Raw genomic sequence first — 19,737 nt, 5'->3', positions numbered from 1 at the left:
AAATTCCCGCCCCAAGCGCTCGTTTACCAGAACAGCCTCCCGTCCCTGCCCTCCCTGGGACGGGCCCGATATCACCGGCTAGAGCTGATTCGTTCCGCTGACGAGGCGTCGGCCCCGAACCCTGTGGCGAGGGAGCTTGCTCCCGCTGGGGCGCGAAGCGGCCCTGAAACCTGAGTCCCGGATCCGTCAGGTTCAAAGAGGCGTCTGTTTTGGGCCTGCTGCGCAGTCCAGCGGGAGCAAGCTCCCTCGCCACAGGGGTCGGTGACGCTTCAACTGCTTTTCCCAACCTGCTACCAAGTGTTTCAACCCAGTAAATTCCCGCCCCAAGCTGATGCCGAGCGCGAAAAACTCGGGCTCTGGCGCGAGGTAAATAGGGTTTAGGTTTTTTGCGGCTGGTGCAAGGGAATTTCAGAATTGAGGTGGGTAGGCAGCAAGGCGATGTCCCTCGCTGCCTGGGTTGTTAGCCTGCTTTGATTAGCTTTTCGGCAATCCATTGCGCGATTTGCGTAACGACGGCGTTTCCGGCAGCGAAAGCCTCTGCAAGGTTGGCCGCATCCAGTCCGAGGCAAAGCCCATCATTTTCAGACGTTCGCTGCCGCTCAGCCATCTGATGCCATCCGTTCGGGTGAGCGATGAAAGTTGTACAGCCCATAGCGATTTGTGAGCCTGCTTTGTTTGCCAATAGAGTATTGGCAGCCCATGCATCCGCTGGCCGTGGCCACTGGATCTTGCTAGACGCTGGAGGTATTGCTTCCACTGGCGCAGCGTCAGCCAGCAGCTCGATGGGGGGCATTCGTCGATGACCTGCGACCAGGAATATGCGACGACGTTGCTGGGGGACTCCGAAATATTGAGCATTAAGCACTCGCCAGCATCCCACATACCCGCATTGCGCAAGGGCCCCGATGACTGTTTCAAAGTCTTGGCTATCGTTGATAGCGAGCAGGTTAACGACATTCTCAAGCACCACCCAGCGAGGTTGTGTCTCTTTGAGGATTCGTATGACTTCCCAGAACAGACCGCTTCTTTGGCCGCGCAGGCCTCGGGTGTCTTTGTTGTTGGGTCTTGAGCCGGCAATGCTGATGTCCTGGCAGGGGAATCCGGCGGTGAGGACATCGACGGGGCCGAGGTTGTGGGCGCCGCAGTGGCGGACGTCTTCGAACTGGGTGGCGTGTGGAAATCGGTCGGCAAGGACAGCCCGGTTGGTGGGGTTGAGTTCCACTTGCCAAGCGGTTCGGTAGCCTGCGTTTTCGAATCCGACATCAAAACCTCCTATGCCTGCGAACAGGCTTCCAATGGTGGGCTGGGGCATGTCTGCTCTTTTGTGGGCAGATGCTCAGGGCATTCGGATAGGAGGCTCGGGGCCTTCAGGTGATTGAGTGTCCGGCAGCGCGGGCACTTGATTTGTAGTTCGGTGAAACTGCGAACGGTGGCGAGTTTGCGGTGGCACTCGCCACAGCGTATTTCCTGCATGGTTATGTCCCCTGCGCCGCGGGCCATCCGTGGTCGAGCATGTCGACCTTGTAGGTGCCTTCTGCCAGTGCTGTCAGCAACTGGCACTCGCGGTCGAAACTGGCTTGGACATGCGTGCGTACCGCGGTGGCGATGTCGATCAGTTGGGTGGCCGTTAGCGTGACCGGGCCGCTTAGGGCTTTCCAAACACACACGTAGGTTGGGTCGATGACGGCCGATAGCGCCGCGGCTGTGATTAAGGCTTGGCTGTCGCGGTGGGTATCGATGTTCACGCCGTTGACGGTGATGCCTGCTGTTTCGTGCTGGTAGCGCACGCGGGCGATGTGTGCGGCATGGTCAATGGGCGTTTCACGTTTAGCCGTGAATATTCCATCCGCATACTGCATGCCTGGCCGTGCGTCGTCAGGACAGGTTATCCATACAAGGGATGGCGGGAATCTGTCTTGCGGGTCTATGTTCGTCACTTCGGCGACTGTTGCGTTTTCTATTCGTGCCCAGGTGCTGGTTACCATTGAATGGTCACCTGTCCATCTGCGCCATCAGGGGCGGCGCTGCCGCCTCGTCCTCCGCCCCCATGTCCAGGAGTCAGAGGCTTTACATCGTCTGTCCACGAAGGCCCCGACGATCCGCCACCGCCAGCGCCACCGAGGAAAGTGGTACTGGCGGAGCCACCAATCGCGTGGCCGGCCATCCCAATACTATGGTTCTCGTCGCCACCATGACCGCTTCCCCCGTATGGTCCTTTTCCGTTGATTAAGCCACCACCGCCCCCCGTGGCCGCTATGGTCGTACCGAATGACGAGGTGCCACCGCCGGTGCCTGTTCCCCCGTCAACTAAAGCGCCGATACCGCCTGCGCCCACTGTGACTATCACCGACGCTTTGTCACTGACATCGTAAAATCTTCGAGCTATCCCGCCACCAGAACCACCGGAGGGACCTGGGAGCGTTGTAAGTCGCGCGCCACCGCCACCTGCGCCGATGACCTCTACCCAGACTTTGGTTACTCCAGAGGGCACTTCCCAGGTGTAGACCCCCGGCACTTTATAGACCTGCCGCCCCCGGAACGGGAACATCGCCGCGAGCATCTTAGGCGTCACGATTGCGCGGTTGTCGGTGCCGGCTCTGACCATGGTGGAAGTTGCGATCCTCGCGATGCCTGAGGTGCTTGTGGTCGCCTGAACGACTTTGGCGCCGATCGCTTGGAACACTCTGAGAGCGTTCATGGGTTTGTTGGTCTCAACCCCTTTTTCTGCTTCCTGCTGGCTGGCAAAGTTAATGCCTGAGCCGTCGAGGAAAGACTCTATTTTTTTCTTTAACCAGGACGTTCGGTTCGCCAATTGCTTGGCTTGTTGATTCGATATGCCCTCCGGCCCGCCTAGTACGGGATCGGAGGTTTCGAGCTGGTACACACCGGGTGCCCAATCTTGAGACTCGGGTAAATCGGCCATTAGCTGCTCCCATGGTTGTATTGGCCGTCGTAGCACGCGACTGCGTTGTAGCGGATGGCGACGGACTGATAGTCGAGCGACACCAGGCGACAGCGCGCCGGGGCGACGGAAAGAAGTAGGCGGCGTACGAGCATCGCCTGGTCGTTAGTGATGACGCGCTTTAGAACGACCCGGTACAGCGGCCAAACGGAAGACTCAGTGCTTGGCTGCGCATGTCGGCCTTCTTGCAAAATGACTTCTCCAAAGCCCAGCAAGCGAATGACTTCGCGGATCGCCCAGGGTGTGCCTTTGAAGCGGTGCAGTTCACCGGCGCCTTTAATCAACTTGCGTTTGGCTTCTTCGGACTCGGCCAATTGCCAGGCGGCTTCGTCCAAGAGCGAGAACTGGTCGGCCAGGACCGGTAGTAACGCGGGTTTCACCAGGTCGATCAGATAGACCAGCATTACATTGAGATCAAGCTCGGCCAGTGCTCGGTTTAGTAGCTCGCATAACAGTGCGAAACGTTCATCGCCGGCCAATGCAGGTGGTAGAGGCTGATCAGTCATGGACCACCCCGGCGTCGATTAATTGAATGGCTGAACAGTTTGCCCACTCATGGCCCTGCAACTCGCGTAGGTCTGCCGGCAGTAATAGATGGGCGCGGTACACCCCGGTCACTTGAAGCAATGCGGTGATTTGTTCCGGCACCAAGTCCCGACCGAGACTGGCGCGGCAATCGGCGGCATAGGTTTGTGCGGCGGCTTGTGCGGCTGCCATCGCGGTCGGGCGGTCTGCATTGGCGTAGAAAGTGATGTTGGCCTTGATCTGATAGTCGACTTCGGTGGGTGATAACACGTTAACCGTGTCACACAGCGGTCGGAGTTTTTCGCCGCTGACCTGGGCCCTAACGCGTTGGAGTAGGTCGTCTGTTGGCAGGCCGCTGGTGGTCAGCGGGAATAGCGCGACATGGCCGTCTGGTTGGCCTTCGTCTGGGCCATGGACGGCGACATCAACGATGGACTGGTGCACGGCCAATGTGTGGTAGCGATATGCGGCGCGGCTTCCTGCGTTACTGAAGGCTTCGGGGGCCAGGATGATGCGCTCGCGATAGCGGTCATCGTCTTCGTCTTGGGCGCCGTGGGCGGTGGCCGTTGTGTTGCTTGCGGTGAGGCCTGCCATCGGCGGATTACCAAGGGCACTGATCTGGCCGGCGGTCCAGCCATTGCCTTGTTCGCCAACGGTCAGGCAGGTGGCGGTGACGGTCACTTGGGTAGTGCCGGCGGCCAGGGTCACGTCTTGGTCGGTGATGAAGGTCAGCTTGACGTCTTGAGTATTTACCCGTGTGCCCATTGGGATCAGTAGCGGCTGTATTGCCGGCATGGGCAGGCTGAAGCGCAAGGTGCAACGGGCCGGCTTTGCCAGCAGTCGGGGCGTGGCGACCAGTTCGCCGAGGTAGTCGAGGATCGGGCCGCGGGCGAAACGCACCAGCAGCTGTTCACCGGCGTGCTGGATGCTCATCTGTAGCTGAGACACGGCGTAGGCAATCTGGTCGATGTACAGCCTTTCGATTTGGGCGGGGTACAAGGTTTTGCCGGACTTCTGTTCGTAGCGGGCGATCAGTTTCGCCTCGAACTCTGCTGGATCGATTTTGATGAATTCGGGTTTAGGCAGCTCGCGCATAGGGCACCTTGGTCAATTGGAGAATCTGGCCGGCGATGCCCCATCGCACCTGCACGATGATCTGTAGCGCATTGATCAGGATGTGCACCTGGACCACCGAGATACGCGGTTCCCAGCGGCTAATGGCATCGACTGCTTCACGAACCAGATGTGGGGTCACGCGGTTGGTGGGCCAGTCGAGGTACAGGTGCAAGTCGCTGCCGAATTCCGACCGATGGGGATCGCTGCCTTTGGGGGTGGTCAGGATGATGCGGATGGATTGGTCGATGTCGCGCAAGCCCTCGACGACCTCACCGGAGGTACCGAGGGCGGGTTGCCAGTGGGCGGCGGTGATGTGGGTGTACGGGATGGGCTTGGTCATGGCGGCCATGGTGCGCAAGCCGGGTACTTACTGCTTTTAATCAGCTTTAAAGATGCTGCCCTCGCCGCCGATGACGGAGTGTCTAGAAAATATCGAAGGGAGTCGCGTTAGTGTTGGGTATCTCGAAAAAAACGGTGCGCCAGTTAGTCAAAGAGTTCTGGGTCCCTTTCCTTGTTTCTTCCTTATGGACTGTTTACGTCGTTTGGGGACCCACGGTCACGGTCAAAGACGTCATTTCGAATTTCGGGTCATCGTTCTTTTTGGCCAGTTGGCTGACTGGGCAGTTATTCAGAGTGCGAAAGCAGGCTGGTGTGGAGGAAAGCTTTGGGAGTGTCGAACAGCGCCTCAATCACTTGATTGGCGATCTGGAAAGCAAAACTAAGAACATGATTAGCCATATCACTGGCGGTGACAGCTATCTGCATTTCTTTCCGGTCATTTTTGTGGGTACTAAGATCCTGTGGGTCGCTATCCACAAGGGACAGTATTCATTACAGCAAGTGAACGTCACCATTACCGATGTGGAAAAGCTAAACGGGAGCTTCAAGGGACAGGGCCTGCTGGACTTCACAGCCAAACACCAATTGGGTGACGTCCACTGCGGTATGACCCAAAAAATCGGTGAAAACGAGGTTGGCGATCGAGATCGATTCAGCTTCAGAATGGTCACGCACTCGCGAAATGGTAGGTTTGAACAGGAAACTCGATTTGCACGAGTCAATGGTGCCATGCGTATTGCCACGCGCATCAAGGGCGATTCAGGTGTCGTGCATGAAGAAATCCACCCCGAGTTCCCGGGGTACGCAGAAGGAAAGATTGCGTGGGATAAACCACACGTTGGTGCCGGTGATGAACAGCCGAAAAATGTGGAGCCAGCGACCTAATGGCTGTGGTGATTTGAGTTGCCTTTGGCATCCATAATGCTGCCGGCTGCGCTGATATTGCCCTTCACCTGCAGGTCACCGTTCAACGTGACCTGCGCGATATCCAACGTCGCCGAAGGTGCTTTCACCACCACGGGACCACCTGCTTCAATCGTGATGTTCCTTCCACACTTCAGCACCAACGCCCCTACGCAATCCAACGTCATCACCCCAGCCTCCCGGTCATACGTCGAAACCGTCCCATCACTAAACCGCACATAATCCGTGTCCTCATCCCCAACCGGTGGCGGTTCGGCGGTTGAATAGATCCCGCCCAAGTACACACCACCCACCCCATCCGCATCGAGCAACACCGCAACCTGTTCGCCCAGTTCGGGCATGAGTGGACGGCGTTTGGTGCCCTGGGTATTGCGTTGAGGAATGTTGAGCCAATAAGTCTGAAGGCCATCGCGGTCGTCCAGGCGGACGCGGATTCGGCAGCTTGGGTAGTCGATGGCGCTGACTTCGCCGTAGGCCAGGTCGATGCTCATGGGGTTTGCTCTTGATTGGTTGTGCTGACGCGGCACACGTGTTTGTCGACGGTGTAGCCGCCAATACGGGTGATGCGGTGGTGGGATGAGGTGATGAGGTAGTGGCCGCCGAGTTGGCCGGCTGCGGCCAGGGTGACGACGTTGCCGCTGACCAGGTTGGGTCGGCCCATGGCCGCCCAGCTGCCGGTGGTGCGTTCGCGGTTGGCTTTGGCCCGTTCTGCGTTGGCTTTCGCTTTGGATTCTTCGGTGGAGGCGCTGCGTCTGCGGCTTTTTTGGGTGTCGCCGCTGGTGGTGGTTTTGCTGATGCTGCTGGGCACGGCGACGGTTTCGCCGTTCTCGATTTTGTAGGTCAGCAGTTGTTTGCTGGCGGGGTCTTTGTGTTTGAGCTCGATGGCCTGGGGGACGCTTTTGATTTGGTCGCGCAGGTTCACGCGGCTTAAGTCCTGGAGTATCAGGGTTGCTACCGGCGCGGCGTTGGCGAGCTGGCTAATGGCGTGAAAGACCAGGCGTTGGCCGGTGATTTTGAAGGCGTAGTCGTACTCGGCGGCGAGATTGCGCAGGAAGGTCAGGTCGGCGTCTTGCTGGGTCAGCCGATCGAGTGGGATCGGTTGGATGTTGCCGACCAGTTGCAGGCCTTGGCGGGTGGCGATTTGCTGGGCGATGGCGGCCAATGTGGTGTTTTCGTAGGCGTGGTGTTGTGTGGTGCGCAACGCCGTTTTGATGCCGGTGGCCAGGCCATGGAGTGTGATGGTCGAGGGTGGGCAGTTGAGTTCGATTTCGTCGATTTCGAAACGGCCGAGGGCGCGCAAGGGCTGGCCTTCCCAGCCGATGGACAGTTCCAGGCTGTCGCCGTGGCCTGGGTACCATTGGTCACGCCACTGGCCTTGTGTGTCTTCCAGCTCGACCGCCAGGCTATCGGCCTGGCCGGTGAGGTAATCGGCGTAGGACAAAGACAGCAGGTGCTGGCTGACGTTACGGGTGATGTTGCGCTGCTGGTAGATGAGTACAAAGCGCGCCTGTGGCACCTGTTGGGGAATCATCGCATCCATGGCGGCAGATCTTCTGTGGTGGGCAGCGGTTGCAGTACAGGGATAGCGAGGGTCAGCCCTGCGGGCAATATGGCGCTGATGGGCACGTGGGGGTTGGCCTGGACGATCGGCAAATAACGGTGGGCGTCGCCGTAATACCGCCAGGCCAATTGGTCCCAACGTTCGCCTTCGGTGGTGACATGCGCGATAAACATCAGGCCCTCCGGGTCAAGACTTGCGCGGCCAGCCCCGCCAATCGGGTGTTGGCCGCGTCCATGGTGCTGAGTGCCTGGTCCAGCGCTTCTTGGGACGCGGAAAAGCGATCGAGGATGTTGTCCAGATCAACAGGGTTCAGGCTGGCGCGTGCGCCCATGACGTTGCCCAGCACTTGCTCGCCCAGGCGGGATAAATCTGAGCTGTGGTCGAGCACCCCCGCGACGGTGGCTAACCCTTGCAGCGGCTCGATGACTCGCGCCGTGATGCCGAGTAGCTGCGGCACTTGGCCCAGGATCATGGCGGCGTTACCGTCCTTGACCGTGTGATAAAGACTTTGGCCCGCCCTGAGCATGTTCGCTGCCGTTTTCGCATGGGCGATCACCTTTTGCGTGGTGCTGGGTGATGGCGTCACGCGGGTGATCCAGCCAGGTGAACCGCTATTGGCGGCTGACGTACCGCTCAGGGTGGCGTCGATTAAGCCGGGGTGCGCGACTTTGCGCGTAAAGGTGCCGGTGTATTCCGCCAGATTGAGCTGCACAGTGGCCGCTTTGGTCTGCCCAGTCGCGGTGGCACGCCGCAAGGTGTTGCTGATGTGCCTGATGACATAGGCCCCCAGGTACTCGCCACTGCCCATGACGAACGCCAACGGCTGATGTTGGCTTTTGGCCTGGCGTAACGCCCGTAGGCGTTCTTCGGGGTCGCCGAGCATCGGGTGTAACTCGATGGTCAGGTTGCATTCATCCAAGCCATCGCCCATCCATTCCAATAACGGCTTGCCCTGGATGCGCGCATGCTCGGCCCAATCGGCTGAGCCGTTGTGTTCCATGCCGCTGATACCGCCTGCGACGGTGAATTCGATATCGCCCAAGATGGCAAACATTAGGCGGTGACCTCATCGGCGGGGCCGTAACTGCGGCGGCGTTTGTCGTGCAGGTAGCGTTCCATCAGCCGCACCCATTCGGCATAACTGGCGTGCAAGCCTTGGTTGATCTGGTCCATGCCGGCACCGCTGGGCAGGTTGATCTGAGGCGAGAAATGGAAGGTCATTGGGCCCGCGAATTCAGAACCCGCTACGGCTGACCTTCGGCCAGTGCCGCCCATCATGCTGGCCTGGGTCACCTGCGCGGGATTGGGCGGCGCCATATCCACCGCGCTTTGTGCGGCCATGCCGAGCGCGGCCTGACGAACCAAGCCCGCCTGGGCGCGGATACCGAGGGCCGCGCCTTCGCTGATGTTAGCGCCGTAGCCGATGAAAACCCGGCTGGGGGACTCAATGCCCAAGGTTTCGGTAAACCAGCCCTTAACGGACGACCCGATGCCCACGACACTGTCTTTGAGGGCCCCGGCCATGTTGCTGATGCCGTTGACCAGCCCCGTGACCAGCAGGCCGCCGAACTCGGTGAACGTGCCCGGCAGCTCGATGCCGAAGTAACTCATGACACCGGCAAAGGCGCGGTAGAACCACCCGACCGGAGAGAAATTGACCAGTAAGCCGACGATGCCGGACAGACCGCCGCTAAAGCCAGTGGTGACCTCGGCCCACAGACCGGTGAAGAACGTTTTGATCGGCGCCCAGTGCCGGTAAATCAAATACGCCGCCAGCGCTATACCGGTGATCAACAACCCAATGGGATTGAGCATCAGTGCTCGGCCAAGCCACAGGACGGCTTGCCCGGCGAGTTTCAACCCGACCAACAACGTACCGCCAAGCATCTTGCCCAAGAACAGCGCACCGCGGGCGACCTTGAGCAACCCACCGCCGATGCGGCTTAGCCGCGTAATGAACGGCGCGAATCTGCCCGTCTGCCACAGGCCACGGAGCAACACCCACTTGGCAGACAGTGCGGTGACGGTGGTGGTCATGGCCACGAACGGTGCCATGACCAGCTGGGCGCCGTAGGCCACGCCGATGAAGGCCAGTTTGCCGAGCAGCAGGCCCCCCACCAAGCCGACCACGCCGCGAATAAGATCTGGGTGCTGTTCTGACCAGGCCGAAAACGAGCGCATGAGCGGCACCACGGCGCGGCTGACGTCGACGATGGCGGGCAATAGCGCGCTGCCGACTGAAAGGCCGATGTCGGTCAGGTTGTTGCGCAGCTCTTTCAATTGCTCTTTGGAACTGCCCATGCGCTTGGCCCAGTCCTGATCGAGCAGGCCTTGGTCGGCGGCGCGTTTGCTGCCTTGTTCGATACTGGCCAGGTCTTGCTGATTCGCCAAGGCGGGCCGAATAAAGGACAGGACTTGCTGATCAGCGAATAACGCGCCGAGCTTATAGGCTTCATCGAGCCGGGCCAGTGCCGTCTGCCGTTCTTGTTCGTCCTTGATGTTCAGCGCTTTGCCGTACTCGGCGGCTGCGGCCGGGGCTTTTTTGCCCAGGTGGGCGGTAAGGATGTTGAGCATGGCCTGCGCGGGCGACAAACCCTCGCTGACCAGGTTTTTCATACTGCCCTTTAGATCGATGCCAGCCTTTTCAAAGGCTTTTAGCGTCTCTGGCGCGGTGAGTTTCGAAAGAAAGTTTTTGTAGTTATTGGCGGCCTCATCATTGCTGCCGGCCCCGCGTCGGGCGATCTGCAGCGAGGCGCCGATCTCGGCCACGGCGCGCTCGCCGGTAATGCCCAAGGCGGCGAACTGGGGCGTGAGCTGCGGCAGCCATTTGGCCATGTCGGCCAGTTCGAACTGACCGCTTTTACCGGCAAACGCCAGCATGTTCATGGAGCGCTCCAGGCCTGCGGCGCCAATGCCCAGGTTGTCGTTGAGCGCGATGGCGACCGAGCCCAAATCTTTCATGCTGGCGCGGGTGGCGGTGGCCGCTTTTGCCATGACCGGGGCGTACGCGGTGAGCTCTTGCAGGTTGTCGAGGCCGCCGGCGATGAGGATGGCGGTGCCGTTGGCGATGTCGGTTTGGGTCTGGTTCCACCTGAGCGCCGCGCCACGCATGGCCGCGCTCAGGCGCTGTTCTTGCGCTAGGTTGAAGCCGCCGGTGATGGCAATGTCGCGGGTCTGGTCCTGGAAATCGACCGCTGTATTGAACGACTTCATCACGGGCGCGCCCAACGCTACACCGGTACCGATGACCTCCATGGCCTGACCGCGCAGCTCACGGCGGTTGCCCTTGAGCACCGCACCGCGCTCTATGCTGGCCGTGAGGCTGTCTTGCTTGGCTTTGAGTTGGTCGATGGTTCTGCCCACTGACTCGTACTGGTGGCGCAGCTGGACAAGGCCAGTGCCGCCGCGTGCCAGGGCTGCCGATAGCGCGTTGCCAATGGTCTGCTGCTTGGCAGTGAGGCCATCAGTGGCCCGCCCGAGCTGCTGCACAGTGGACTTGGCTGAGCCGAAGGCTGCATTGAAACTGCCTGAAACAACCCCACCGATTTTTAACCCCAACAGGACTTCATTCGCCATCGATCTTGCTACGCTTTGGGCATGATTGAAAAAGCCGCGCTACGCACCGCCCACACTGTTTACGCACTGACCATCGGCGCCGGTGTGATTGGGCTTGCCTGGCTGTGTCTGGTGCATTTGCCGTTATGGGCGGCGGTGTTGGCGTTCTGTTTTGGGCTGCCGTTGCTGGCTTTGATGGCTGCCCCTTTTGCTGCGGGCGGCGCGTTACTGGCCGGCTTGGTGGTGAGCGTTGTAACGCTGATCAGCCACTGGCTTTGTCGGCCAGTTCGAGCCGACGATTGATCTCTCGTTCACACACCGCCACCCAGCGCCAGTACTCCAGCATGTCGAGCTGGGCGATCTCAGACGGCTGCATCCTGAGCACTAGCAACAGGGCTTCGTCCCAGGACTGCAGCAAGGTCACGTGCGGCTGCCATTTCCCGCAACACCTCGGTGGCTAGGCGGGAGTCGGCGATATCGAACTCGCCGAGGTCTTCGAGGGTGATGCCCAGCATCTTGGCCACCAGATGGTCTTCCATGGCGCCTTCGTCTTTGGTCACCACTTGCGCCGCGGTGATGTCTTTGCGCTTGAGGCGCTTGATGGGCAGCGTCGAGATCTGCTCGCCGCTGGCGCTGCTGAAAGGAAATTTGAGGGTGAAGCTGAGTGCATCGGCCATCGGGTGCTCCAGGGGATCGGTTGCTCGTTCGTTGAGCCCGGATGATGACGGTGCGTTTGGTGGCTGGCTTTTAATCGGGTTTAAAGAGACGATTCGGCCATAGGCACTGGAAAAGTGCTTTGAGACAGAAAACCCAGAGGGTTAAGGGAGGCAATCCTCCCTATTGAGTGTTTACGGCCGGGTTACTAGCGACTCTAGCTGGCGTGTCAGATCGCGTAACTCCTCAGAGGCGGCCTTGATAGCTTCTGGAGGAAGTACATCGACGCCGTGAACAAGCCGATTTCGAAATTGATGTAAACGCATTGCTGATGAGGCAAACGTACTAGGAAAATCCGGATAGTGCTTACCGAACTCGCGGATATAGCGCGCTGGGTTACTTGGAAAGCTTTCTTTCGGATACAGATCTTTTAAAACTGCCCCTAGACGTGATTCGTAAGCCACCCATAACTTTATGAATTCTCCAATCGCCTCATGCTGTCGGTAGGCGTTATTCTTGAATGAGGGTAAGGAGGATACAGATTCGATGCGCCGAATTTTCTCATACATGTCATATCTACCAGAGTCCTCAGCGAGTATCTGGTCAATTACCTGCTCAGATAGAGGACGTCTTTCAAAGTCGCTATGGAGAGGTTTGACGTATTGCGCCAAAGCTTCCGGTCTATTCAAACCCAGCGCCTTCAACAGTTCGAACAGCGTATCAACCCTTCCCATTGCGGATTCAGTAACCTTGGCTTCTCCTAACGTCGCTTTGGCCAAATCAATCAGAGAAGCTGCAAGGTCATAATGACTGGAGAACTCACGCCCTTGTGTGGAAGCCCGGAGTTCACCAGCTCGTTGCAAGCGTTCAAGTGCGATTTCGCCAGCTAATACCAATCCATTTAGCTCATCAAGAATCGCGTACTCTTCAATCGACAACTCACCCTGCAATGGCTTATACACAAGGTCATGTTCTACCTCGGACCACGCATGCATGAGCACCGAAGCGACCTGGATTTCAATCTTCGCCTCTGCATACCGTTGATTGGATTCTTGTAGAGACGACTCCTTCAGGACTACACGGTAGTGTGTAGCCAAATAGCCGGAAAAACGCTTTTGGTATTCCGACTGTTGTGAGGACGCGGTGGGAGACGGAAATTCTTTAGGCTCATCTGTCAGCTCAAATAGGCTCTGGATGATGCGCCCGACCTCCTGCCGCTCACCTGGAAAATACAAAGCGACCCTGACTCCCGCAAGGTCAACAATGTCGTCGAATATTGCGGAGACATCTTTGTACTTCTTTCTGATTGCCCGCTGCTTTACCTTGGCTTCCAAGCGTGCGGGGTTCTTCGCTCGCGACGTGACAATCGCCCTTACACCCGCCGACCGGAGGTTAGCTTCCAAGGTCTGGGCAACCATTCGGCAAGCCTGCTCGTAGAAGTCGTATTCTTTCCGGTACCGAGCGATAAACTCCGAGACTAAATCCAAAGTTTTCTTCCGTGAGATGGCCGAGATAACAGTAGAGCCGCTTGACGAGCGCGCGTTTGATTTGTCTTCAAGGTAGCGCACTGCCACTACAGTGTCCATTGCAATCGAGGCCGTGACCGATTGGGTCAATTCTTGAGCCCTTCACAGTCATCTCATTTGAAGGCGTTTGCGTAGCAAGGGAGCAAGCGCTCCCTTGCTACCTGCCTAGCGGCTACCCAGGCATGTGGTTATCCAGTACTCGATTAACCGCTAACTCACCCAACATGATGACCCGTTGCAGCACCAGCATCGTTTGGCGTCGTGGGCCGTCCGTCAAGTCAGCGAGTTCGCTGATCAACACACTGGCGGATGCCAGGGACTCGCATGCCTCGACGAGCAACGTTTCGTCATCCACCGCTGCGTCGATGGTGAAGATCGTGCTGGGCTTGCGGAGCTGTATCTGCGTTTTCGTTGCCCCGGGGTTCAGGTAGTGCTTGAGCGCGCGGTCTGCCGCCTCTTTCAACTTTTCGGGGTCGAGAGAGTCGCCGTAGAGTACCGAGTCGATATCTGGGGGGTTGGGAGTTACTTTGAACATAATTGACAATCCTATATTGGAGCTGCAACCGTTCTCTACTAAAAGAAGGGTGGCGGCTGTACGCAGGTTAGTAGACCGGCAGGATTGGCAAAACCCGGCGCGCCCGAGGACGCCCTGCGCACAACCACCATTTAGTGCAGGCATATAAATGACCTGACTGAACGGTGCTCAAGCACTTCACCAAACCTGATGGGCTACTAAACCCGACCACTGATGGGCAGTGGCAGGTCAACGATAGAGGCCAGGGGCAAAGCGCACAAGCCAGCGGATTCTGACGCATGCGTAAGTAAGGACGCAAGGTCTCGTAGCCTTATGGGCGTAATGTGGAGTGTATTTAAACGTGTCGCGCTGGATATGTTTACAGCAATTAAACGGTCTCGAGTTTTCTTCGTTATCTCTTGAAACTGTATTGTTGCAAATACAGCGTCTTATGGGACGCTCCGGCCTCATCGGTATTAAACGAGATCATGCTGTAGATAATACGCCGGCGGATGCTTTGAGGAATTTACCTACATTTGCCCGCCGCAAGGACGTGCTTTCTCGGCAGAGGGTTTGAGGTTGGAGGCTGTTGTCTTGGGCGACTGGCTTCGGCCCTCGACCGCTCTTGATGGGTTTTGAAGGCTGCTTGGCGGAGGGAGGCAGCTGTACGAGGTCACCAGCAAAGAGGTCGCAATTCGATGCAGTCAATTGAACCCTCGCACAGCCACCATAAGTAGCCGGGGCGCTAAAAGATGGCTGCTGTAGCCGGAGTAGACTGGAGAACTGGGCATTGCCAGAAAGCCTAGGGGCCCGGCATGCAGCGCCATCAAACATCGGGCGGAGCGGCCTGTTCCTTCATGAGAGGTACCTAAGTACGACCGCAGGCTGCTCCGACCGGTCACTGCGAGCGGTGACGGGAGATAAGATACCGTTGGGTCGATGGGAGCGCAGCCGGGGGATTCTGTGGCGGCTGTAGGTAATGGCGCTGGACTTTGTAGCCCACAGGAAAGTGTCCATCACAGGTTCTATTTGAGGCATCGCCTTCAGCACTGCGTAGTGCCTCCCCTAACTGCTAACCTACGGAAATCCCGCTGACTAGCGCAATGAGGCTCCGATTTGGCTCAGCTCCCCGATATGAATGAAATCCAAGACAGTGTTGATTCCAACGATGCTGAGATATTCGAAGTCTTGCGCCAGGCGAAATTGCTAGCCCGGCGCTACTACCGGCTAACGGGCAAGCCGTTAGGTATCACCGGTGAGGTGGCCGAGTACGAAGCAGCGACAATGCTTAGCCTGGATCTGCATTGCGCCAGAAAGGCCGGCTTTGACGCCACCGAATTTAGAAATGGGTGCCCGGTACGTATTCAGATTAAAGGCCGGTGCGTACCGAACCCGAGCAAAATGATCGGCCGGTTAGGTGCGATTGATTTGGCCCAACCCTTCGATTCAGTGCTGTTGGTGTTGCTGGATCCTGATTTCAATGCTTTTGCCATGTACGAGGCCAGCCGCGATGCGGTGGTTACAGCGCTGACAAAGCCTGGGTCAAAAGCTCGCAATGAGCGTGGTTCGTTGGGGATCAGGCAGTTCATAGCGATCAGTTCACAGCGCTGGTTACGACCAACGATGACCGCCAAACCCATGGCCTGATAGGCAGATGCACCCACCAATGCAAGCGCAGTTGGGATGGCCACAGTATTTTTCAAAGGATAAACCTCAAAAGCTGAATAATTTCAGACAGATAAGATATAGCTGAAATTAAAGTTTTGACTGTTCCCGATAGCTCAACCAAAATGCCCTCATCCAGCACATTGCCACTATCATCGGACGCGCTTCATGTCACCGACAAATGGATTTGATTTTTTAGAGCCTCTACCTGACAGTTGTCCTCCTGAAAATGTGAACACCCCGACTGAGCCTGTACTGTGGAGGCTTCTAAGAGCGAGTGTGCACACTGCGGAGGATTTTGATTCTCAACGCAAGCGCCTATCAAATCACAAGTATCCTGATGAATGCTTAGCGCGCTCTGTTTCTTTGATGACATCACTGGCGGCTTGTAGGGCGGCAGTTAAAAGTCCTTTGATGGCTAAAATGAAATTTACTCATGCCGTTGAGATTCCTTGTGATCCAAAACTTGGTGTATGGCATAAAGATCAGCCTAATCATGTAAATTGGTGGCCCTATCTTACTGTGAACCCGACCGGTATTGCTGGTAGAGTGGAAGACCTTAATGGCTAATCTAATAATAGAGAAAATATTACTCAGTTATGAGGTGCCACTTATAGCATTGGCAAGGAAGAAAAATGGCGATCGCTATTTGGGGGTAAACTATGAAGAAGGTGAAAAAGCCTTTAAATTTTATTTCTCAAAAATTAAAATCGAACATTTGAAGTCCTTGTACGCTGAGAAAATTGACGTGCATTACGCAGTGACCAAGCTGCATACAGGTAAATACGAACTCGGGGAGGTCTGGGGCACTGTAGGCGAAGAATTTAAAACTAAAGGCTCGGCCGAACTTCCCGCAGACGTGCTTCCAGAACCAGGTATGTTTATCCCAGGCCATGCCCCTGAAAGTCTGAGTAGCGACTTCAAGGTCGTTAATATAGATGGGCAGTGGGAAATAAGTGATTTAAAAACATTCTCCGACTCAGTTCAAGACTGCTATTCTTTTGGCTTTGCATTGTTGGGTGCGGCAGGCAGAGCAACTACAAAAAAAATAGCCTCCCTATTCCACAAGCATCCATGGCGAGGTGGTTTTAGCTCAGTTAATTTCTTCAGAGAGCTATACCACAATATACCAAACGAAGATCGTGCAGGCATTAGACAAATCACTTATGCCTCTCCGGGTGAGATTAAGTTCCTTATGAATGGCGATGTTGCCGACTCAATTAGAGAGTTGGTAAATTTGATTAATGAAAAAGACAGCCCTTCTCTTGAGATCTATAAAACAACTTATCGCCATCTTCAGGACATGGGGTGGCTTGGCAAGACAGCATCCGACATAAATCTTTCAGCTGAAGATGTGGAACATTTGAATGAGGTTCTGACTATTAGCTGTGACGCTATTGGAATTGGGGGAAGTACAGAGTACATTCTAGCATTGGCAGGAGGTGATCCCCTTTCGGGAATAAAGATGGTACTGGCTTATCATCGACGGCTTCAAGCACTCGCGGATTACGTAGCGACCGGAAAAGCTCAAGATATTTTCCATGATGCATAAATAGAAGGACGGTAAAACTGCAGGAGCTGCATTGCAGCCCCTTGAGACGTCCTAAAAAATTTACCTGCATACGTCAGGCTAGCAATCATTAAGCCAGTAATGATTGACTAATATTTTTCACTTGAGTTCTTAGGTGTAACCGTCACCTGGGAAACTCCCAGTTCAGTTAGCCGCGCATCTAGCCGTCTAAGATAACTGACGGATGATTTATCATAATGTTTAAGTAATTCCCGAGCCCCATCTTCCGTCTTGCGCTTCGAATCGATCACATCGAAGAGCCCCTCTGTTTTTTTATTTGCCATATCTCTATCAATTATATCTTGTTTTAATGTTGCGAATCGGGAATAGCACTCTGTTTGGGATGCAAGTTTTTCTATGTCGAAATCGTTTTCGCCTCCTGGTGGAGTGCAAGGGTTTGGAGATGAAAGGTTATCCACGGGGTGAATGTCAATCTCATCTATATGTACGAGATCATTTGCCATATCTTTACCGAAGTACCTCGACAGCTTGAAATGCTCCGCAATGAGCTGTTGGCGCCAGCTTCGATAGAACTCCCGGTATTCATCCCACGGCCCTTTGGAAAACTCTTCCCAGCCTTTTTGGTCCGTTGCCTTCAACAGCTTGGAGAGCGCATTATAGCCATCGTCTAATAGACGGCTGGTTTCTTGCGCCGTTGCTTGAGCACCGTCCAGAAATTTTGCTCTATCCGCTCGCTCATCTTGGTGAGCTTGCTGATAGCTTGTACCTGCAAGGGTAAAAGCAGCCGTTAGTAGAGACGCGGCAAAAGTCTGCCACCATGATGAGTCAGCCATTAGTTGTCATCCAGTTATGAGTCGGTGAGGCTACATATCGGCTGAGAAACTGTCTTCATGAGTAGCTGCCCGTCATTACCCTCTAAGCCTGCCCCATGTTCCTGCGGTACTTGGATAACTGATCCTCACCCCCCACCCGAAAAATATTCGCCAAATAATCCAACAGCACCACCTCATCCCCATTGATCATCTGCCGCACATAGGTAGCCGAAAACGGCGTCTCGTACTTGGTCGGATCCCGCGGCTTGTGCGTGCCCAACTGATACTCCTTCCCTGTAATGGTCATGGTCGTCACCAGCGGAATCTCATTCACCAACCCGCCATTATTGAAAACCTGCACATTAGAACGGCACTGCAACTGAACGCTCTTGAACGGCGTCACCAGCTTCTTGGCCGCCTCAAAGTACAAGCTGTTCCAAGTGATTTTCCCTTCTAGCTTGTCGATGCCATCCGGTAGCTCAATCAACCCGACCATGCCCAGCCCCTGGAAGTCGCTCATCACGGTTTTGATGGTGCCCAGGTCGATCTCTTCGCATTTGCCAAAGAAGCTGGTGCCATCCAGGTACACGTTGGCGTTGGAAATACGATGCGCGCTAAAGCCTGCCATTTATGCAGCCCCCAAGTTGACCAGGTAGTCCCCGGTGATTTCAGTTTCGAAGGTGCCGCGCTCAAACGGCAGCGGTACGGTGAGTTTGTAGTTGAACAGTACGTGGCCTTGTTCCAATTCGGTTTGTGGGTTGCGAGCCGGGTCGTACCAACATTCGCCGCCGAGTAAGGCGCCGTCGCCGATGAGTTTGCGCAGGAACAGGTTGACGCTTTCGGTGATGCTAGTGATTAACGAGGTGGTGATGGGCTGGTCGACGAACTGCAATGCGCTGTAGCGGATGGATTCATCAACGACGTCTTTGGTGCGTCGCACGTTTTCGAAGTTGCGCATGTGGGTGACGGTCGGCCAAGCCGCGGTGCGGTTGCCCCATAGGCGTAGGCCGCTGCCGAAGGAATTGAAGACGGTGGTGATGCCGTTTTCGTTGAGCAGGTTGACTTCGCTGTTCGAGTCATCGACCCGCGCAGTTAGCGGCCGCTCCAGGCCGATGACGCCGATCAGTTCCTGGTTGGAACTGCTCCACCAGTAGCCGTGGTCGTTGTCGACTTTGGCGCGTAGGCCGGCGGCGCGGATGGACAGCGGTTGCAGGCGTTCGCCGTGGGCGGCGTCGCGGACTTTGATGTGCGGGTAGCACAACCGAATACGGTCACTGCTGGTGTTGAAGTTAATGGCACCCGCTGGACCGCGCCCGGCCAATACCTGCTGCACGGTGGTGCCGATGGGCGCATCGATGTAGGCGATGCCGCCGACTTGGCCGGCCGAGGCGCCCAGTTCGGCGGTCACTTCTTTCAAGGTGCTGAAGCCTGGGGCAATGAAGATTTTAGGAAAGAAGCCCAGTTGGTTATAGCTGTCTTGGAAGGCTTTCAGGCCGGTGCGCCGCCCGGCAGCGTTGACGGCCCCGATGATGTCCGTCGCGGTGACTTTGCTGGGATCGGCGTAGGTATAGGCCACTTTGATCAGGGCGTTGGCGGCAATATTGCCGGTCGGCAGGCGCCTGATGTGACCTGTGAGCCTGTCGGCTTTGTAGTCGGTGCTTTCCAGGTAGGTGACCAACCCGTCGGCCGATTTTATTTGCAGCGTTTGCAGGGCGCCGTGTTCCAGTTGCAATAGATCGTTGGGGGCGAACTGTTTGTCTTGCTCGTCCACGGTGGTGCTGTGGAGGGCAGGATCGAGCACGTTGACGACCAGTACGGTGCCGGCGCCGAAGTCGAAGATGCCTTGCAGGGCTTCGGGGATGGAGAAGCCTGTTCTGTGCGGGCCGAACTGTGCGGCGTGGATGTCGTTAAGGCATAGGGTCAGTTCGTTGATGGGGCCTGTGGGCGCCGTGCCGATCACGGCGATGACGGCGGATTTAACCACCCGGATGGGTCTGGGGCCGCGTTCGACTTCGGTGGTTTCGATGCCGTGTAGGTAGTTGGCGGGCATGGG

23 protein-coding genes are annotated in these 19,737 nt (G+C 56.5%); 5 read left to right on the top strand and 18 right to left on the bottom strand.

The features are described 5' to 3' along the window. Positions 1-460: 460 nt before the first annotated feature. From BLO97_RS28595 to BLO97_RS28565, 7 genes are read right to left on the bottom strand one after another with little or no spacing between them, the layout of a single operon-like run. Positions 461-1,312 carry a DNA cytosine methyltransferase gene (locus tag BLO97_RS28595; protein ID WP_092349466.1) on the bottom strand — a complete coding sequence of 284 codons (852 nt, stop codon included), beginning with the start codon at positions 1,310-1,312 and terminating at the stop codon, positions 461-463. Beyond that, positions 1,273-1,473 (bottom strand): Com family DNA-binding transcriptional regulator, encoded by a 201-nt coding sequence (locus BLO97_RS28590; protein ID WP_092201096.1) that lies wholly within the window; start codon positions 1,471-1,473, stop codon positions 1,273-1,275. The genes BLO97_RS28595 and BLO97_RS28590 overlap by 40 nt, the downstream gene beginning before the upstream one ends. Before the next feature lie 2 nt (positions 1,474-1,475). Beyond that, complete coding sequence (locus tag BLO97_RS28585; protein WP_218189627.1) at positions 1,476-1,985, bottom strand: DUF4376 domain-containing protein; 510 nt, start codon at positions 1,983-1,985, stop codon at positions 1,476-1,478. Continuing rightward, complete coding sequence (locus BLO97_RS31770) at positions 1,979-2,923, bottom strand: glycine-rich domain-containing protein (RefSeq protein WP_177343975.1); 945 nt, start codon at positions 2,921-2,923, stop codon at positions 1,979-1,981. The genes BLO97_RS28585 and BLO97_RS31770 overlap by 7 nt, the downstream gene beginning before the upstream one ends. Beyond that, complete coding sequence (locus BLO97_RS28575; RefSeq protein WP_092349463.1) at positions 2,923-3,468, bottom strand: phage tail protein I; 546 nt, start codon at positions 3,466-3,468, stop codon at positions 2,923-2,925. Before BLO97_RS28575 ends, BLO97_RS31770 begins: the two co-directional genes overlap by 1 nt. Continuing rightward, positions 3,461-4,582: a baseplate assembly protein gene (locus tag BLO97_RS28570; protein WP_092349460.1), complete on the bottom strand. Its 1,122-nt coding sequence runs from the start codon at positions 4,580-4,582 to the stop codon at positions 3,461-3,463. The genes BLO97_RS28575 and BLO97_RS28570 overlap by 8 nt, the downstream gene beginning before the upstream one ends. Next, positions 4,566-4,952 carry a GPW/gp25 family protein gene (locus tag BLO97_RS28565; RefSeq protein ID WP_256572439.1) on the bottom strand — a complete coding sequence of 129 codons (387 nt, stop codon included), beginning with the start codon at positions 4,950-4,952 and terminating at the stop codon, positions 4,566-4,568. The genes BLO97_RS28570 and BLO97_RS28565 overlap by 17 nt, the downstream gene beginning before the upstream one ends. 101 nt (positions 4,953-5,053) lie before the next feature. On the opposite strand from BLO97_RS28565, the gene BLO97_RS28560 reads away from it, so the two are divergent. Beyond that, a complete protein-coding gene (locus BLO97_RS28560; protein ID WP_092349457.1) occupies positions 5,054-5,827 on the top strand; it encodes a hypothetical protein in 774 nt (257 codons plus the stop codon). Here the strand turns inward: BLO97_RS28560 and BLO97_RS28555 are convergent. From BLO97_RS28555 to BLO97_RS28535, 5 genes are read right to left on the bottom strand one after another with little or no spacing between them, the layout of a single operon-like run. Then, complete coding sequence (locus tag BLO97_RS28555) at positions 5,824-6,357, bottom strand: phage baseplate assembly protein V (protein ID WP_092349454.1); 534 nt, start codon at positions 6,355-6,357, stop codon at positions 5,824-5,826. The two genes, BLO97_RS28560 and BLO97_RS28555, sit on opposite strands and share 4 nt — an antisense overlap. Further along, the gene (locus BLO97_RS28550; protein WP_092349451.1) at positions 6,354-7,406 is read right to left on the bottom strand and encodes a phage late control D family protein; all 1,053 of its coding nucleotides are present in this window, start codon (positions 7,404-7,406) and stop codon (positions 6,354-6,356) included. The genes BLO97_RS28555 and BLO97_RS28550 overlap by 4 nt, the downstream gene beginning before the upstream one ends. After that, positions 7,394-7,600, bottom strand: a complete 207-nt coding sequence (locus tag BLO97_RS28545; protein WP_092349448.1) for a tail protein X — start codon at positions 7,598-7,600, stop codon at positions 7,394-7,396. The genes BLO97_RS28550 and BLO97_RS28545 overlap by 13 nt, the downstream gene beginning before the upstream one ends. Next, on the bottom strand, positions 7,600-8,481 hold the full coding sequence (locus BLO97_RS28540) for a phage tail protein (RefSeq protein WP_092349445.1): 882 nt from the start codon (positions 8,479-8,481) through the stop codon (positions 7,600-7,602). The genes BLO97_RS28545 and BLO97_RS28540 overlap by 1 nt, the downstream gene beginning before the upstream one ends. Beyond that, a complete protein-coding gene (locus BLO97_RS28535) occupies positions 8,481-11,003 on the bottom strand; it encodes a phage tail tape measure protein (protein WP_092349442.1) in 2,523 nt (840 codons plus the stop codon). Before BLO97_RS28535 ends, BLO97_RS28540 begins: the two co-directional genes overlap by 1 nt. A 21-nt stretch (positions 11,004-11,024) precedes the next feature. On the opposite strand from BLO97_RS28535, the gene BLO97_RS28530 reads away from it, so the two are divergent. Further along, positions 11,025-11,285: a hypothetical protein gene (locus tag BLO97_RS28530; RefSeq protein ID WP_092349438.1), complete on the top strand. Its 261-nt coding sequence runs from the start codon at positions 11,025-11,027 to the stop codon at positions 11,283-11,285. Between the two features lie 59 nt (positions 11,286-11,344). On the opposite strand, the gene BLO97_RS28525 is transcribed toward BLO97_RS28530, so the two are convergent. From BLO97_RS28525 to BLO97_RS28515, 3 genes are all read right to left on the bottom strand, one after another. After that, positions 11,345-11,659, bottom strand: a complete 315-nt coding sequence (locus BLO97_RS28525; RefSeq protein WP_092349435.1) for a phage tail assembly protein — start codon at positions 11,657-11,659, stop codon at positions 11,345-11,347. Between the two features lie 171 nt (positions 11,660-11,830). Next, on the bottom strand, positions 11,831-13,252 hold the full coding sequence (locus BLO97_RS28520) for a RelA/SpoT domain-containing protein (RefSeq protein ID WP_256572437.1): 1,422 nt from the start codon (positions 13,250-13,252) through the stop codon (positions 11,831-11,833). Between the two features lie 82 nt (positions 13,253-13,334). After that, positions 13,335-13,697, bottom strand: coding sequence for a DUF6124 family protein (locus BLO97_RS28515; protein WP_092349432.1), 363 nt, complete (start codon positions 13,695-13,697; stop codon positions 13,335-13,337). A gap of 1,095 nt (positions 13,698-14,792) precedes the next feature. Here BLO97_RS28515 and BLO97_RS28510 point away from each other — a divergent pair. From BLO97_RS28510 to BLO97_RS28505, 3 genes are all read left to right on the top strand, one after another. Further along, entirely contained in the window at positions 14,793-15,323 is a 531-nt protein-coding gene (locus BLO97_RS28510; RefSeq protein ID WP_256572436.1) for a hypothetical protein, read from the top strand. Between the two features lie 186 nt (positions 15,324-15,509). After that, positions 15,510-15,911 (top strand): hypothetical protein, encoded by a 402-nt coding sequence (locus BLO97_RS31450; protein ID WP_139197741.1) that lies wholly within the window; start codon positions 15,510-15,512, stop codon positions 15,909-15,911. Continuing rightward, a complete protein-coding gene (locus BLO97_RS28505; protein WP_092349430.1) occupies positions 15,904-16,893 on the top strand; it encodes a hypothetical protein in 990 nt (329 codons plus the stop codon). Before BLO97_RS31450 ends, BLO97_RS28505 begins: the two co-directional genes overlap by 8 nt. 107 nt (positions 16,894-17,000) lie before the next feature. Here BLO97_RS28505 and BLO97_RS28500 read toward each other — a convergent pair whose 3' ends face one another. From BLO97_RS28500 to BLO97_RS28490, 3 genes are all read right to left on the bottom strand, one after another. Then, complete coding sequence (locus tag BLO97_RS28500; RefSeq protein WP_092349427.1) at positions 17,001-17,705, bottom strand: hypothetical protein; 705 nt, start codon at positions 17,703-17,705, stop codon at positions 17,001-17,003. 82 nt (positions 17,706-17,787) lie between these two features. Further along, positions 17,788-18,312, bottom strand: a complete 525-nt coding sequence (locus tag BLO97_RS28495; RefSeq protein WP_092349425.1) for a phage major tail tube protein — start codon at positions 18,310-18,312, stop codon at positions 17,788-17,790. After that, a complete protein-coding gene (locus BLO97_RS28490; RefSeq protein ID WP_092349422.1) occupies positions 18,313-19,734 on the bottom strand; it encodes a phage tail sheath subtilisin-like domain-containing protein in 1,422 nt (473 codons plus the stop codon). Positions 19,735-19,737 lie beyond the last annotated feature (3 nt).

The sequence above is a fragment of the Pseudomonas sp. NFACC05-1 genome (assembly GCF_900100135.1).
In the GTDB taxonomy this organism is placed as follows: domain Bacteria; phylum Pseudomonadota; class Gammaproteobacteria; order Pseudomonadales; family Pseudomonadaceae; genus Aquipseudomonas; species Aquipseudomonas fluorescens_Q.
This window is presented reverse-complemented; position numbering and strand designations above follow the sequence as displayed.

Excerpts from the sequence above, each read along its gene's own strand:
- BLO97_RS28595 (WP_092349466.1), bottom strand. The coding sequence starts at position 1,312 with ATGCCCCAGCCCACCATTGGAAGCCTGTTCGCAGGCATAGGAGGTTTT.
- BLO97_RS28590 (WP_092201096.1), bottom strand. The coding sequence starts at position 1,473 with ATGCAGGAAATACGCTGTGGCGAGTGCCACCGCAAACTCGCCACCGTT.
- BLO97_RS28585 (WP_218189627.1), bottom strand. The coding sequence starts at position 1,985 with ATGGTAACCAGCACCTGGGCACGAATAGAAAACGCAACAGTCGCCGAA.
- BLO97_RS31770 (WP_177343975.1), bottom strand. The coding sequence starts at position 2,923 with ATGGCCGATTTACCCGAGTCTCAAGATTGGGCACCCGGTGTGTACCAG.
- BLO97_RS28575 (WP_092349463.1), bottom strand. The coding sequence starts at position 3,468 with ATGACTGATCAGCCTCTACCACCTGCATTGGCCGGCGATGAACGTTTC.
- BLO97_RS28570 (WP_092349460.1), bottom strand. The coding sequence starts at position 4,582 with ATGCGCGAGCTGCCTAAACCCGAATTCATCAAAATCGATCCAGCAGAG.
- BLO97_RS28565 (WP_256572439.1), bottom strand. The coding sequence starts at position 4,952 with ATGGCCGCCATGACCAAGCCCATCCCGTACACCCACATCACCGCCGCC.
- BLO97_RS28555 (WP_092349454.1), bottom strand. The coding sequence starts at position 6,357 with ATGAGCATCGACCTGGCCTACGGCGAAGTCAGCGCCATCGACTACCCA.
- BLO97_RS28550 (WP_092349451.1), bottom strand. The coding sequence starts at position 7,406 with ATGGATGCGATGATTCCCCAACAGGTGCCACAGGCGCGCTTTGTACTC.
- BLO97_RS28545 (WP_092349448.1), bottom strand. The coding sequence starts at position 7,600 with ATGTTTATCGCGCATGTCACCACCGAAGGCGAACGTTGGGACCAATTG.
- BLO97_RS28540 (WP_092349445.1), bottom strand. The coding sequence starts at position 8,481 with ATGTTTGCCATCTTGGGCGATATCGAATTCACCGTCGCAGGCGGTATC.
- BLO97_RS28535 (WP_092349442.1), bottom strand. The coding sequence starts at position 11,003 with ATGGCGAATGAAGTCCTGTTGGGGTTAAAAATCGGTGGGGTTGTTTCA.
- BLO97_RS28530 (WP_092349438.1), top strand. The coding sequence starts at position 11,025 with ATGATTGAAAAAGCCGCGCTACGCACCGCCCACACTGTTTACGCACTG.
- BLO97_RS28525 (WP_092349435.1), bottom strand. The coding sequence starts at position 11,659 with ATGGCCGATGCACTCAGCTTCACCCTCAAATTTCCTTTCAGCAGCGCC.
- BLO97_RS28515 (WP_092349432.1), bottom strand. The coding sequence starts at position 13,697 with ATGTTCAAAGTAACTCCCAACCCCCCAGATATCGACTCGGTACTCTAC.
- BLO97_RS31450 (WP_139197741.1), top strand. The coding sequence starts at position 15,510 with ATGTCACCGACAAATGGATTTGATTTTTTAGAGCCTCTACCTGACAGT.
- BLO97_RS28505 (WP_092349430.1), top strand. The coding sequence starts at position 15,904 with ATGGCTAATCTAATAATAGAGAAAATATTACTCAGTTATGAGGTGCCA.
- BLO97_RS28500 (WP_092349427.1), bottom strand. The coding sequence starts at position 17,705 with ATGGCTGACTCATCATGGTGGCAGACTTTTGCCGCGTCTCTACTAACG.
- BLO97_RS28495 (WP_092349425.1), bottom strand. The coding sequence starts at position 18,312 with ATGGCAGGCTTTAGCGCGCATCGTATTTCCAACGCCAACGTGTACCTG.
- BLO97_RS28490 (WP_092349422.1), bottom strand. The coding sequence starts at position 19,734 with ATGCCCGCCAACTACCTACACGGCATCGAAACCACCGAAGTCGAACGC.